Annotated in this window: 10 protein-coding genes; 4 read left to right on the top strand and 6 right to left on the bottom strand. The window is 32.3% G+C overall.

What is annotated here, in order from left to right; genetic code table 11:
* Positions 1-259: 259 nt before the first annotated feature.
* Complete coding sequence (locus KPL37_RS08745; protein ID WP_216148093.1) at positions 260-1,216, bottom strand: hypothetical protein; 957 nt, start codon at positions 1,214-1,216, stop codon at positions 260-262.
* A 483-nt stretch (positions 1,217-1,699) separates the two neighbouring features.
* Here KPL37_RS08745 and KPL37_RS08740 point away from each other — a divergent pair, with 483 nt between their 5' ends.
* Genes KPL37_RS08740 through KPL37_RS08730 form a run of 3 tightly spaced genes read left to right on the top strand, consistent with a single transcriptional unit; the run spans position 1,700 to position 3,679 of the window.
* The gene (locus tag KPL37_RS08740; RefSeq protein ID WP_246578199.1) at positions 1,700-1,987 is read left to right on the top strand and encodes a helix-turn-helix domain-containing protein; all 288 of its coding nucleotides are present in this window, start codon (positions 1,700-1,702) and stop codon (positions 1,985-1,987) included.
* A gap of 3 nt (positions 1,988-1,990) precedes the next feature.
* A complete protein-coding gene (locus tag KPL37_RS08735; protein WP_216148090.1) occupies positions 1,991-3,085 on the top strand; it encodes a DnaD domain-containing protein in 1,095 nt (364 codons plus the stop codon).
* A gap of 60 nt (positions 3,086-3,145) precedes the next feature.
* Entirely contained in the window at positions 3,146-3,679 is a 534-nt protein-coding gene (locus KPL37_RS08730) for a sigma-70 family RNA polymerase sigma factor (protein ID WP_216148087.1), read from the top strand.
* 132 nt (positions 3,680-3,811) lie between these two features.
* On the opposite strand, the gene KPL37_RS08725 is transcribed toward KPL37_RS08730, so the two are convergent.
* The 4 genes from KPL37_RS08725 to KPL37_RS08710 all read right to left on the bottom strand — a co-directional run bounded on the left by KPL37_RS08725 (position 3,812) and on the right by KPL37_RS08710 (position 11,162).
* Positions 3,812-4,642, bottom strand: a complete 831-nt coding sequence (locus tag KPL37_RS08725) for a MucBP domain-containing protein (protein WP_216148085.1) — start codon at positions 4,640-4,642, stop codon at positions 3,812-3,814.
* Between the two features lie 371 nt (positions 4,643-5,013).
* The gene (locus KPL37_RS08720; protein ID WP_216148082.1) at positions 5,014-8,781 is read right to left on the bottom strand and encodes a beta strand repeat-containing protein; all 3,768 of its coding nucleotides are present in this window, start codon (positions 8,779-8,781) and stop codon (positions 5,014-5,016) included.
* Between the two features lie 113 nt (positions 8,782-8,894).
* A complete protein-coding gene (locus KPL37_RS08715; RefSeq protein WP_216148079.1) occupies positions 8,895-10,190 on the bottom strand; it encodes a hypothetical protein in 1,296 nt (431 codons plus the stop codon).
* A 696-nt stretch (positions 10,191-10,886) separates the two neighbouring features.
* A complete protein-coding gene (locus KPL37_RS08710) occupies positions 10,887-11,162 on the bottom strand; it encodes a hypothetical protein (RefSeq protein WP_216148076.1) in 276 nt (91 codons plus the stop codon).
* Between the two features lie 220 nt (positions 11,163-11,382).
* Between KPL37_RS08710 and KPL37_RS08705 the strand changes: the two genes are divergently transcribed.
* The gene (locus KPL37_RS08705) at positions 11,383-12,105 is read left to right on the top strand and encodes a DUF4397 domain-containing protein (RefSeq protein ID WP_246578198.1); all 723 of its coding nucleotides are present in this window, start codon (positions 11,383-11,385) and stop codon (positions 12,103-12,105) included.
* Between the two features lie 79 nt (positions 12,106-12,184).
* On the opposite strand, the gene KPL37_RS08700 is transcribed toward KPL37_RS08705, so the two are convergent.
* Positions 12,185-15,835: a 5'-nucleotidase C-terminal domain-containing protein gene (locus KPL37_RS08700; RefSeq protein ID WP_246578197.1), complete on the bottom strand. Its 3,651-nt coding sequence runs from the start codon at positions 15,833-15,835 to the stop codon at positions 12,185-12,187.
* Positions 15,836-16,006 lie beyond the last annotated feature (171 nt).

Raw genomic sequence — 16,006 nt, 5'->3', positions numbered from 1 at the left:
CTATCTTGATTTTATTTTTTGTTTTTATATATTATTTACAACTTCATTATACACTATTCAGGTAAATACAATAATAGATATTTTGTAAATATATTTGTATATTTCGGTAGTTCCCTCCCAACTTTGCCCCTTTCGACAAGTGACAGTCACTATTGCGTTTTTAAAATTACCACTGGGGTTTCAGGGTAAACGTAAAAACGACTAGACTGATCCATATCAGCCTAGCCGTTTTTATTTACATTCACTTACCCCTGGGGTTTTAGTTAGCAGTTATAGTAATAGTTTTTGTTGCTGCATTCAAAGCTGCATCAGTAAGTGTTACATTTAATGTAATGCTATTACCTAATAGACCAAGATAACCTTTTAAAGTTCCTACAGATATACCATTTCCACCTGAAGCATATGACCCAAGTAGATCAGCTACAGGAATAGCAACATCACCAGAATTGTTTATTGCAAAAGTTTTAGTCCTTCCCAAACAAACAATTTTTGCAGTGGCTTTCTCGCTAGCATTAATATTTAAAAAAGTAAACATATCAGTAGCTTTTGCAGCAGCTAGGCTCACTTTAAAATTACCGCTGGCATCTTTAGTAGCTAAAACTGATTGTCCAACAGTTAATGCTACTGAATTAAGAATTGGAGCAGTTACATCTGCACTTGGTGTGGTTGTACCTGGTGTAGTTGTACCTGGTGTAATTGTACTTGTAACTTTAATAATATTTAAGCGTGCTAATAAATCTGTTCTTATTTTACTTGGTGCAACATCAACAAATAGTGCATTAACAGCAGCTTTGGCAGTGTCGACATCTATTTGTATTTTACTAGCTTCAGCTTTAACTACTGATTGCGTAGCTGCTAAAATCTTAGCAGCAGAGTTTATTGTAGTTGTAACCTTTGCGTCTAAATCTGCAGCATCAAAACTTATTTTTTGTGTAGCATTTGTATAAATTACAGCTGGTATAGAACTTATTAAAGCAGCTAATCCATTAATATTGTTAATCCAATTTCCATCGAAATTTTTAACATAAACTGCTCCACCATCAGCTATTGCATTAGATATTTCTTTAAGATTTGATGCGTTATTAGCATAAGTTAAATCAAATGCTTTTGTTCCTATTACAACTGTACCACTGGACATTGCTCCAAACGCTGAGATAGTAGTAGTTGACGCTATCATCATAGCCGCAAGAAACGAACCTATAATTTTCTTATTCATATTTTTATACCCCCGTTTTGTTTTTCTAAATAATATAAGTTAATATTATTTATATCATACAAATTTATCATACAATTCAATTTTATGTTATGCATTTATTAATATAGTTCTATAACATATTCTTAATTCCTCTTTAATTTAGAAAATATTCTATAAAAATCAATAGAAGATATTTAGTCAAGTCTATGTTCATCTTAATTTAAATTCTATATTTATTTACTAATAACCAAGTTTTTTTGTAAATAAATCAATAAATATTCTTCAAATATCAAAATTATGCATTGTTTATACGTCACTGACGGTAATATGTCATTAAATACGAGATATACGGTCTAACTGGATGTAAATAATGAATAATAAACACTAATGGAATAATATGTAATTAAGTAGCCATTTAGCGGGTTGTACAGACAATTTATTTTATGTTATATTTAGTTAAATTAGCTAATATATGTAGATATTAAGCCATTAGGGGGTAATAAAATGATAGAAGAAATATTTAATAGACTTACTTGGAATAAAAGAATGGAAGTTTTAAGAATAATAAAAGGATGGAGCCATAGAAGAGCAGGAGAAGAATGTTTAACAAATAATAAGAATTATTGGCTTTGGGAGAAAGGCAAATCATACCCAAGACATTTAAGTAGGAAATCAATAGCATCTGCTTTTGGAGTAGAAATGGAACACATATTTCCTCCTACTGATAAAGTCACAAAAAATACTAAAAACAAGAAAAAAGTAATCGTTAACATATTATGTGAGGAGGAATAAATAATGGCTAAATATAGACAGCTTTATACGGAATTTTGGAGTGATGACTTTGTGCTTGAATTAGATCCACAGGAAAAACTTTTTTATCTATATCTTCTAACGAATACAAAATCTACGCAATGCGGAATATTTCAAATTTCTCCTCGACTTATTTCACTAGAAGCAGGATATGACAAAGTACTTGTGGCTGAGATGCTTAAAAAATTTTGTGATTATAAAAAGATTTTATATTGCGCAGACACCAATGAAATTATGATATTAAATTGGATTAAATACAATATTCCAAATAATGTAAACGTCCTTGTATGCATAAAAAAGGAGGCTCAAAACATCAAAAGTAAAGTATTACTTAAATTATTATATGAAAAATATGAAGTTGCTGGCTTAGATGTAGATACTATTTTCAAAGGGCTTATCGTAAATGTTGTACCAATTGATAAAAATAATCTAAGTCCTATGAAAGAAGATCACTTTGAGGATAAAAGTAATAATAAAATTGCTATTGATACAGCTAATAAATTTATTGAAAACACAATTATTAAGCCCCTTAATAGCCCCTTCATAGGGGCTACCAACACCCTCCCAAGTAATAGAATAATAAATAAAGAGCAAAGAATAATAAATAAAGAAGAAGTAGAAGAACTAGTTTTAAAAGATAAAGTAATTGTTAAAGAAGTGGTGACAAGTAAAGAATCGTTAATAACTAAATCAGAAAATTCTGCTGCTACGTCTGGTGGGATAAACACTATAATTAAAATATTTGAAGAAAATGTACATGCTATCACACCTTTGGTATATGAAAAAATATTAGATTTTACAAAACACGTAAGTGATAAAGTCATAATTATGGCTATAACCGAGGCAGTTAAATACAATGCTAAAAGTATTAAATATATCTCACAAATTATCAATAGCTGGATAAGCAAAGGCATAAAAACTGCCGAGCAGGTTATTGCCTATCAGAGAAAATGGACTAGTAGTAACAAAAGCAGCATTAATAGTGGATCGCGTTACGAGAAACCTAGTAAATTCTGCGACTACGAGCAACGATCATATGATTTTGACCTTCTAGAAAAACAACTACTGGGGATAGCTTAATTAATAATCACTGGTATTTAATATAGTTCAAATAAAAAATTAAAAGGCGGTGCTTTATCTATGGAAAAACTGGTTGAAAAAGCTAAAAACGGCGACAGCGGTGCTACAGAGCTTATAATTGGAAAGTTTAAGTACCTTATATTCAAAGAATCTTCAAGGTATCACATTCCAGGCTATGAAACCCAAGACCTGATTCAACATGGGTACCTTTCAGTAATAAAAGCTATAGCCCTATATAAACTAGGCAGCAACAGCTTTAACGGGTATTGCATCAATGCCATAAGAATGAACTTTAGAGCACTATTACAAGGAGAAATTAAGCACTTTCGCGAAGTCCCAAACAGTAATATGATAGACTTTGACGCCCAGGAGCATTATGAATTTACCTTGGAGGATGAAGTAATCGCCTACGATGAGTCTAAAAATTTATATATTGCTCTTAATACTCTTGAGCCATTTGAACGTTATGTACTTGAAAGATATTATATTATGGGACACTCCCTTACAGAAATAGCTAGCACAACTGATAAAAGTTATTATCAATATTTAAGAATTAAGAAAAAAGCCCTTAAAAAATTAAAAGCAATTATGTAGATATATATTATAATCCGGTAAATCATAAAATTATTATAATTTATCGGATTTTTTATTCATTTATTGGCTTGCATGATATTTTCTTTAAGTTCAAAACTTTCTTCGCACCTTTAGGCAACTGACAGTCACTACTTACCTAACTCCATAAGTAATAGTTTGCTGCTCTCCATTTAAACCTTCTTTATCTGTAGAATTTATTCTTACAATATGCCCCCCTAAGGTTTGTGTATTTAATAACACATAACACTGAGCGCTAGAATTGCCCACTTCTTCTCCATCCAAAGATACTCTTATATTTGTTGTTGCTTTATCCTCATCTACTGCTTCTACTAGAATGTATCTACGATCACCATGCTCAAACGTTAACCCAGATTTTAAACCCGTGACCTTAGCACTAGGTGGATTATTAACAACTACTGTTTTCTTCTTATATCTCAAAGTAACAGTTTGATCAAGGCTAGTAAATTTACCGGTAAAATTGGTGTCTGCCAAAACAAATTCATACCCATCAATTACACTTATATAACCTATGCATTTGGTACCAACCTCACCTTTTCTAGAAACCGAATCCATTAACTGTAGGTTCGTATCAACATCTATTGCCTTAAATATTATACTACCTTGTGTAACCTCGTCCACAGGCGTTGTTACAACTTCTACTCCATTAAAGAATTTAACATCTAATTTATTTATTATACTATCCGTAACTACCTTTCCAGACGAATTGTTTATCCACTCACTGCCAGTAGTTTTTATATATATATCACCTATGTTTTCCGTGATAGCCTTTGTTATTTCCACTTCTTTCTTTTGATCATTAGCATAGTCTAATGTATAAAGTTTACTCCCTATAATAATAGAAAAATCTGGTACTAAATATTTATCCAGTTCAACTGCACTTGCAGATATACTTAGCATGGTAAGCATTATTGTCAAGGTTAAAACTCCTTTGAGTTTATTCAATTTATAACCCCCTAGCACAAATCAATTTCTCTCTCCATTTTACTTGAAATTTTTAACATTTTCAACTGTTGATTGTTATAAATATACATATAAGTTATATATATTAAAGTCTTCCTCTAAAACATTGTTAATTTCCCCTTTATAAAATTCAATTAACAAAAAAGAAGAGTACCACCAAGGATACTCTTCTTATGATTTGACTATTTTATTTTTCATTCAGTGTTGTGACCTGACTATTTTATGACTTTAAGATATTTCAAGATGTGTTAGTATAACTTGATTTGTTCATTTTTTAAAAAAAAGAAGAACAGATCCACAACTGTCCTTCTTTTTTGTTCAAATTATTATTTGTTCATAGTTCTAAGCTATAATTATTTCATTGCAAGTAATGTATAATTTAAAGCTTCTACTGAACCATTTGTACCTGTTACAGTAATAATTATTGGTGTAGCTTTTGTTAAACCATTTTTCATAAAGTAATTAGTAACTAATGTTTTAGCTGCTACTTTATCACTAAGATCAACTACTGTGTCACCAATTTTAACACTAGTTATATTAAGTGCATCAAGTTTTGCAAATACACCAGTATCAGCTGTTTTACTAGCATCAGTTATTGTAATTTCTTTTGCTGTATTATCTACAGAACCACCTAGTAATGTGCTGCCATTTTTAAGTAGGTTTGCATCAAATTCTGCTACAGTTGCTGCTGACATTTCAGCAGGTGTCAATACAACTATTTTACCTAATCTAGTTGTAAGATCTGTTTTAACTGCTCCAGCAGGTAATTTTTCTACTAATGTATTTGCTGCTGTTTGATCAGCTAACAATTTACTTGTTTCAGCTTTAACTACTGCTGCAGTTGCTGTATCTTCTACTTTAACTATTGCATCTAAAGCATTCTGTACATCTGTTGCACTTGCAAATCCTGGAGATTTTATACCACCCCAAATTTTTTCTGCAACTACAAGTTTATCTGCATTGCTTAACTTATTATAAACAGTTAAGTCTAATTTAAGAGCTGTATTTTCTAATGCAGTTTTCATAGCTGCTGCATTAGCTGCGTTATTTACTGCTGCTAATGGTGTTATTACTACTGTAGCATCATTTAATGCAACAACTGCATCTGTTAATACTTTTGTTTGACTAACAATGGCAGCTTTAGTTGTTTCAGTTACTGGGCTTGCTGCTAATTTAGTTGTTAATACTGCACTAGCTGAAGTTACAGCTGTATAAACTGCTGCTGCATCTGAACCGCCAGCTAATTTATAAGCGCTCTCTGCTGTATTAGCATTAGAGATTGCTGCATTTGCTGCTATTGTTGGATCACTACTAACAACAGTACTAACTCCGAAATTAATTCTAATTGTCTTCATCAATCCATTAGTAGTAATACCAGTAACTGTAACATAGTCACCAGCTTTTGCTGTATTTTTTGTAATAGTTCCATAATTATCAATAGTAAATGTATGACCATTTAACTCAGTTCTTGAAGCATATTTACCAGTTGAATCAATTCCTGATTGAACTACGCTAAACTGTGATAATGCCATACTATCTTGACCATACTGATCTGTAGCTGATATATAAACATTCTTTGAACCTTTTTGTACGCCATTTTCATCATATGCTGCAAGAGAACCAAATATTGACTTAAATTCGCCATCCTTGTTTGTACCTAATAGAGAATTGTAAGTAACACCAGCAGACTCAGTAAGTGTTATAGTATCGTTAGTTCTGTCAATACCCTTTACTTCAGTTTCTGCGTTAATAGCTATTGATTTAGCTTCTGGGTCTACTGTTGAAGAAGTAATAGTTGTAGTTACTGGATGCATTTCTGAATCAGCACCTAAAACATTTACTGTTAAAGTAGTAGTTGCTCCTGTTTTAGCAGGATCTACTAATTTACGTGCAGCAACTTTTACATCATCAGATGCACCAGTTTTATTAAATATTACAAAGTCAGTATTATTAGAAACAGATGATCCAGTTATTGGTGTTCCTGCTAATTTTACTTTTGCTCCACTTGATGTTGTACCAAAAACTTCTGGATTAGCTTTATAATCTTCTTGTCTAGAATTTGTTACAGTTCCACCTACCGCAATGTCAGCATATATAGGATTTGGTACTGATTCTATTACATAATCTTTGATATCTTTATTATCTAATACTGTAAATGTTTGTGTTTGAGTATCAACAGCTACAAGAGGATCTCTTACAGTACCATCAGTCTTAGTAGTGTCTTTATTATATAATTTAAATGTAACTGTTGCTGTTCCTGCTGTTCCAGCTGTAAGTATAATTTGTTGTTGTCCTGTACTTATTGCATTCTGAGCAGTACCATTTTTAGTTGTAACTGCAACTTTTGATGCGTCACTTGATGTTGCAATAACATAGTATTGACTGTTATCTGAACCAGTAGTTTTAGTACCTGTAGTCATATCAACAATTCTATCATACTGATCTTTAACAGTTAAGCCACCCTTATCATATCCAAAATCCATTTTCTGAGTTGCTGCTTGTTGGAAAATAGTTTTAAACTGTGCAGTATCTAAAGATAATGAGTCAGCTGCAACTTTTTTCTGAACATTTATAGTTATGCTGCTGTAATTACCTGTTTGTGTTGTTGCTGTTACAACTCTTTGTCCATCAGTTGGATATCCGTTTTCATCGTCTCCAGCTCTTAATGAACAAGTTCCATCAGCATTTTTATACCAATGTGCTCCAGAAATTGAAACTCCTACTGCAGATGCTATATCTGAATATTTTGTTAATACTTTTCCATTTTGATCTAATGCTACGAATGGAATTTCTTTATCTTCTCCAATGGCAATATTATAAGCTGGAGATTGTAATGTAATCTTATCTATTTTTGCTTCTTTCTTTAATGTTACATTAAGTGTTGATGATTTACCTGTATATGTCATAGCAGTAATTATAAGTGGTATATCCATTGAAAGACTGTCTGTTGCATTTTTAACTTGAACTTGAATAGCTGCTTTATTTGAATCACTTGGATCATGTACAACTTTAGTAGTTATATATGAGTTTGTTGCAGTTAATTCATCAGTATTATCATTTAATATTAGACCATTTTTTACTAGGTCATAATTTTTTGTTGGGTTACCACTGATATCAGTTGCTGTGTAATCAACATAGAATAAAGTTGAAGTATCTTGAGCAGTTAAAACTTTACCATCAGCATTTGTTAAAGCTGTAAGGTTTATGTCGCTTAATGTACCAGTTTGTGAAGTTACAGTTAATGTAGCACTTGTATTAACTCCACTAGTTGAATCATAAGCAGTAATTACTACTGAGTTGAACTGTAAAATACTCATAGATGGTGTGATAGTAATTACACCATCTTTTCCGTCTATAGAACCTACTCCTGTTTGGAATGTTATACTGTTAGCTAAAGAAGAAGTTGTAATATCAGCTCCGTATTGATCAAATACTTTATAAGTTGCATATCCTTTACCGAAGTCTGTAGCGCCAGTAGATTTTGTATTATTAACTCCTAATTTAGTTGAAGTTATTTCAATTTTAGCAACTTTTTGTTGAGCTAAAGTTATAGTTGATGTTCCAAAATCAGCTGTACCATTCATTGTGTTAACTGTATAAACTCCTGCTGGTAAATTTGATTCGTTAGTTAATGTAGCTTCTGTTTTAGCAGCATTCCAAGTAGTTGTCATAGTTTTAACTAATGCTGATCCTTGTTTAACTGTAAATACTACTTTTGATGTATCAGTTACTGAACCATTAAATGTTACTTTGAAGCTTTTAGCAGTAACATTAGTTGCTGTTGCTGATGTAGCTTCTGAAGTAGTAGCATCTCCAGCACCAATTTGAGTTGTTCCTGAAGCATTTGTATAAGTTACTGCTGGTATAACGCTTGCATTTATTGCTGCGCCTGTAACATTGTCTACCCAATTACCATTAAAATCTTTAAAATAAACTGTTCCACCTGCAACTATTGCAGCTGTAATTTCTGTTGCATTAGCTGGGTCATTAGCATAAGCCATATCGTAAGCTTTTGTTCCTATTACCACTGTACCATCAGCCATTGCTGCGAATGCTGAGAAAGATGTTGATCCTGCTATCATTAAGGCAGCAAGAGCTGTGCTTGTAATTTTCTTGTTCATATAAATATACCTCCGATTAATTTTAGTTTATTTTATTTTATATTGTATTTGATATTTTTTATTGGTAACCCCTAATTAATTTTAATTAAGGGCTAATTCTTTTTAGTAAGTTATTATTTTGCTGCTGTTAAAACTACATCATTAGTTCCAACTACTGTTCCAGCTGCATTTGTTAATTTAACTGTAACTTTATCTCCAGCTACTCTAGCTGGGAATAATGTTGTAGATACTCCTAAATTAGCTACTGCTGATAATTTACTTTCACCACTAAATACTTGGTATTGAGTTGCTCCTTCTTGAGTTGATGCAACATTTATTACTGCTCCAAATGAAGCTGCTTTAACTGTTGCTGAAATTGTTGCTGTACCTGGTACTACTGGTGCAACATCAATTGTTCCAGATTGTCCTAATTTTACGTCTATAGCTTTAAGTTCATTATTACTCTTATCAAATAATTTAACTGTTACTGCATCTCCTGCAACTTTAGCTGGGAAGATTGTAGTAGCTGTTCCTAATACTGATTTAGCTGATAAATTACTTGTACCTGTAACTACTTGATATTGTGTAGCTAGAGGGAAAGCTTTAAGGCCATCAGCTGTTAAAGTTACGTTTCCTACTGATCCGAATGAAGCTGCTTTAACTGTAGTATCAAATATAGTTGTTGATGAATTTGTTACTTTTACCATTACTGTTTTCCAGCCTTCATATCCTTTTTTAGCCCATGTTGTTGATTTTTCTGTGTTAACATGTGCAATAAGCATATAAGTTCCTGGTGTTTTAAATGTCATTGAAGGTGTTGCTGAATAACCTGCTGGTCCATTTGACCAAGCTCCTGTTGCTGTATTCATTGCGAATAATTGATAAAGGTATGGTCCAGTGATTCCACCTATGTTAGCTATTCCGTTGAATTTAGCTGTTAAACCGGTAACTGCAACATCTGCTGCTCCGTTTGTATATACTCTGTTGTTATCATCTTTGCTTACGCAATTAAGTGCTGCTACATAATAACTATCAAAGTTACCAGTTGCATTACCTTTAACTCCAGTTTTTCCTGCTGTTTTAACCCATATTGAAACTTTATATTTTCCAAGTGTTAATGCCTTTGATGCTGGTAACACATAAGGTGTTTTAGAACTTACTGCAGCTGTGTATCCAGTTGTTAGTTCAGTCCATTTACCAGTTTTTACATTTTCAATAAATGCTCTGTATTGAACATCTCCTGAAAATTTTGCTGAAGTTACTGTAAGTGTCTCAGTATCTCCTACTACTAGTGGAGAATGTTCTACCCCAGCGTAGTTGATTTTTGGTGTTGCTGTTGTTGCTGCTTGTGCTGTAACATTTGTTAAAGATCCAACTGTTACAAATAATGCTACTAAAGACATGCTTAGTATTTTTTTAATTTGTATCATGTTTTTTTGTCCCCTCCCATATTGTTATATGTTTTTATATTTTAGAAAATAAAAACCTAATTATTATTGTAGTCTTTTTATAAAGAATACAATTTGTTTTTCTTTAACTACACCCCCTAGGGAGCTATTTTTTTTGTTACTACAAAATGAAATAATTTCATTTTAAAATAACATAGTAATTAAAGACTTAATTTCTTATCAAAACCTCGAATGCGATATAATATTCTGATAATTTGAAACTATTTACACAAAATTTACGATTATTTATATTATATAACACTTTTGTATAAATCTCAATGTATTAATTAAATTTAACATCTTTACTATAATCTTAACATATTTCATAATTTTTCATATTATACATGTATTTTTATATAAATCAATTATTTTTATTGCTTACACTTATATAACGTTTATGGTTATATTTTAGTTGCAAGTTTTAAGAATTAATTTATTCTATTTTGTTTTATAAATGAATTTTGTAAATACCTTTTCATGCTTTCCACTTATATACGCTTGTCCCTATACTTTAGTTTCACTTTTCAAAATTCTTTTTAATATTATATAAAACTTAAACATATACTTTATTTGATATTGATACTTTACTTGATATAGGCAACTTTATATGTTTATTATAATATTTTTAATTTATTACAACTTATTTTCGACTTCTTCTTTAAATGTAATATTTTTATTTTAATTAACGGCATCAAAATTAATTGTCTTATCATCACTCTTGTAAACTACAGCTGGTATAACACTACCCTCTACAATATCGCCTGTAACATTGTCTATCCAATTTCCATCATAATCTTTAACATAAACTAATCCGCCTGTAACTATTGCTTTAGAAATTTCTTCTTCGTTTGCTACATCATTAGCATAAGCTAAATCAAAAGCCTTATTTCCTATTACAACCGTACCATTAGGCATTAAATTAGTATCAACTGAACTTGTAATTTCCTTATTCATATAATCCTCCATCACTCACAAGTATACTTACATATAAGTTTATATTTTTTATCTTTCCTATTTTTAATCTTTCCATATTGTATAACGGTTGTCCCTATAATATAGTTGCACTATTTTAAAAATTTTCATTATTTTATAATCTCTTCAATATTAATTTAGTAACATTATAGGATATTGCTTCATATATTAGTATAGTAAAAATGTTTGAAGGGAGCACTTTATGTTTTATTGTCCAAGAGATTATAATGATCCATATTCCTTATATAGAGATAACCCTATTTATATGCAAAGCCCTCTATACGATGAATCCTCTCTCTATAGGGTTGCACCTATGAATTCCTATATCAGAGTTCTTCATGCTTCACCTAAATCACCAGCTGTTGATGTATATATTAATGATATGTTAAAATTCAAAAATCTTTCCTATGGTACTTTTACAGATTACGTGGAGGTTATGAGCGGCGATTATAATGTGAAATTATATGCTGCAGGCACCAAAACCACCCCTGTACTTAACAAAAATGTTTTTATCCCGCCAGGAAAGATTTATACAGTGTCAGCTATCGGGACATTACCTAATATCGATTTATTATTAGTTTTAGAACCTAAAGTTAATAATCCTACTAATAATGCTTATGTTAAATTTACTCACTTATCACCTAATGCCGGTGCTGTGGATGTAGCACTGCCAAGCGGTAAAATTCTTTTTAAAAACGTAAAATACAAAGAATCTACTGATTATATACAAGTTCCACCCGGAACCTATACATTTGAAGTTAGACCTACTGGAACCAAGACTATCGCTTTATACGTTCCAAACGTAAGATTAAAAGCTCAACGCTTTTATACAGTTTATGCTATAGGCCTTGCAGGTGGTCACCCAGGTCTTCAAGCTTTAATACCATTAGACGGCAGTTCATATCTGGATTTTAGGGAAGACTAATCATCTCCTGGGTCGTTAAATTAAATAAATACCAAGCGACTATTCGCTTGGTATTTATTTTACTATTTAAATTATTTTATTAGGATGCTAGTGCTTTTACTCTTATTAAGTTTGAATAAGCGCTATATACCTTAACTCCATGGACCATCTTATATGATCTTATACTATAGAAATAATTTTTATTTGCCTTAAGCCCAGCATTATTATACTTCGTAATCTTTGGAGCTGATATTAAGACGTATGGACCACCACTTGATGTTGATCTGTAAACACCGTACCCATTTGCCCCAGTTACTTTACTCCAACTAATATTAATAGCATTTTTTGATGGTACCACTTTTACTGCTGTTGGTATAGAAATAATATTATTTGAGGCATCTTGCTTAACATTAGTCCTTGATATTTTCCAATTATTTGATAAAGTCGGTGTTATGGTTCCTTTATCTTGAACATATTTGAACATCATGTTTCTAATCTGTCCATCATCTCCTAGAACTTTTGCTGAATCATAGAAAGTCGCGTCTATTGTAGCTTTAGCTCCAGGAGTGAAACCTGCAGCTGCCATAAATCCACCGCCACCATTATATCTATAATTATTAACCGCTACCTTTAGAACCTGCGTATCTTTAACTAGTACTCCGTTAATTTTTAAATTCTTTATCCTACTTCCACTTATTACTTTTCCTTTTGAATCCGCTGTGCAAGCTTTCTTGGTTAAATCAATATCATATGTTGCACCATATAATTGGTCAAGGTTATAATCTGCAATATTAAGTTTTGAGTCTTTTACTATTGGATCAGTGGATTTTTCTACTTGTGCATAGTATCTTACTGACCATTCAAGCCAATTTTTAAGCTGGACTCCCGTCATTTTTACTCCAAACAAGAAGTTTTCGAATACATAGACTCCCATGATATCTTGCCTTTTAACATCACCTTGTGGTACTTTTGCAGCTAAACTTAATGGCGCTGCTATTGAAAGTGTTGTACCCGCAGCATCTGCTTGCACTTTATTTACGAGTTCCATTATTGTTGAAGGCTGAGTTAATTGTTTTTCTCCTTCATATATAGCTGTTGATTTTCCTATCACTGTATTTGTATATTTAAGTGTAGCATCTTGATATGACTTTGCGATTGCAAGTATTTCAGGATCAGCTACAGTAGTAGCAGGTAATGTAATATTCTTTGCATCTACCCCTACATAATTACCTTTAGCGTCGATATTAAGATCTATTTGACTAAAGATTCCATCCCCATTCTTTGGTTCAACTACTGGCACAACTTTTCCTGCAGGGTTTGTATAAGAATAAGTTTTACCAGTGTGCGTATGTCCACAAAGAATAGCATCAATTCCTGAAACCTGCGTTGCTACTGCATCTGTTTGATTCTCTGGAATAGTATCGCTAGCACCTTTTATTCCACTGTGAATTGATGCTATTACAACATCTGCGCCAGCTGCTTTTATTATTGGAACCCATTTTTGTGCCTCAAGTACCAAGTCATTAAAATGTAGACCGGCATAATGAGTTGGATCTTCCCAACTTGCTATAGTTTTAGTAGTAAGTCCTAGCACTGCTACCTTTATTGTTTTACCATTTACAGTGAAAGACTTCATTATATAAGGTTTAACTAGATTTGTATCATCCGATTTATAAGTATTAGCTGATAATACTGCTATTTTTTCTTTATTAGCATCTCCTATAATTCTGTTAAGAGTAGTTAATCCATAGTTAAATTCATGGTTACCAAGTGTCCATGTGTCATATCCCATGGCTCCCATCACTTTCATCATTGGATATTCTGATTTAGTGTCTATCATGTCATAATAATATGATAGAGGTGTTCCTTGAATTGTGTCTCCGTTATCTATTAACATTGTATTTGGATTAGCCTTGCGAACACTTTTAACATATGTTGAAACCTTTGCAAGTCCCACATTTGCTGCAAGTCCTGTATTATAATCTAATGGGTATATTGCTCCATGTATATCTGATGTTCCTATTATTGATATTTTACTAATTACGTTATCTATTCTATTGTTCATTATAGCTGTAATTTTGCCATTAGCACGAACATCATCATTTAAAGCATCTCGAACAGTATAATGAGAATCTACTAAACTAGCTTTTATATTAGGATTTAAAAAGCCTGTAAAGCTGTCTCCACCTGTTGCTACGAAATCAGGTGCATTCACTTTAATTATATCTGTATCTTTTACAATACTGCCATCACTTTCCCTAGTTATATTTTCGACCCTTTCTCCTAATACTTCTGGTGTAACCTTTCCATCTGTTGCGACTTTTGCTGATACATATGATTGTTTTGAAGAATCATAGGTAAATTTAACTCCAGAAATTTGTATACCTACTCCGTCAGTTTTAACTGCTTGTTCAAATATATATCTAAGCTGTGCTCCAGTCATTGTCGTAGTACAAATAGTATTATCAAACGGCATAATATTAAATATTGTTCCAACAGTTACATTACCTGCTGCAATTGGACTCAATCTTATACCTCCGTTATTTACCATTCCTACCTCAGCTTTCGATTTTGAGTAGTTTTTCACAACGTCTGCCATCCAATTTCCAAGTTGTGACTCTCCACAAGGTGAATCCACTTGATCTTTAGTTAAAGCAGTGGCATCTTTACCAATCATTTCATTAAAGGTTGGTAATAATTCTGCACTTGCATCATCAACAATCTTCTTAGCCGTTGGATCTGTTTGGGATGTTTCTGTTACCGTAATTGGATTCCAATTTGTATCTTTTGGTGAGAAAGCTATGATTTTTTTATCACTGCCCACAGTTATTTTTAAATCAATATAACCTTTACCCGTTGATGACGCAGTTAATGTAGGAACATCTTTATTATCAGCATCCCTGTTTACAATATCGCCTATAGTATGTGTATGTCCACCAAAAACTGCATCTACTCCATGTAATTTATTAACTGTAGTGTTAAGTGATGTACCACCATCATGGACATCTAATAACACAATATCTGCTAAATTATTATCTCTTATATTTTTAGCTTCCTTATTAGTTTCTGTAGCTACATCCTTAAAATCATAAGGTGCGACTAAAGCTGGCATAATTATGTTTGGGGCATCCTGAAGTATCGCTCCTATTACTGCTATACGAACTCCATCTTTAGTAATTATCTTGTATGGTGCATAAGGTCTCTCGCTTGTACCTTTTTTGTACATATTTGCACAAACAATGTTGTAACTTGCTCCAATCATTGTTTTATCTATTGCTCCTAGTCCCCAATCAAATTCATGGTTACCAAGGGCTGTAACTTCCATTCCCATGTCTGTTAACACCTTTTGAACTGGAAGTCCACGAAGTACATTAGATACTGGAGTTCCTTGGTACAAATCTCCTCCGCAAATGAGGAGTGTTCTATCAGGATTCGTAGCTTTTACGTCCTTAACTATTTTAGACAGTGCTGCGCCTACGGGTTTTTTATTAGTTGAATCTAAGAGTTGTCCATGAAAATCTGTAATATCTACTATATCAAATGTTTTATTTGTAGTTGATGCTGCTGTTACCTCTGTTGATTTCGCTCCCGTTGTTGATACCGACTCTGCCATTGATGTCGTTGCTGTCGTTGATGTTACTACGGGGTCCGCCTTTACCGTTTGCGCTCCCAAAGCTCCACTAAAATTAAATAGGACTAAAGTTAATGTTATTATTAAACTAAGTAATTTTTGATGATTTTTTTTATACATTTAATTTGTCCCCCCCAATTAAAATTTTTTTGGGTTTTCTTAAGCCCCCCTTAAACAAATTGAGATTTCACGGAAACTCCCTAGTTCCTGTGATTACTCATTTTTAGTATCATTAATTTTTATTGATTCCCCCATTTTTTTTGCATAAAACACTTGACAAGTCTGTAGAAT

This window comes from Clostridium frigoris (assembly GCF_018861865.1).
Lineage (GTDB): Bacteria > Bacillota > Clostridia > Clostridiales > Clostridiaceae > Clostridium_AD > Clostridium_AD frigoris.
This window is presented reverse-complemented; position numbering and strand designations above follow the sequence as displayed.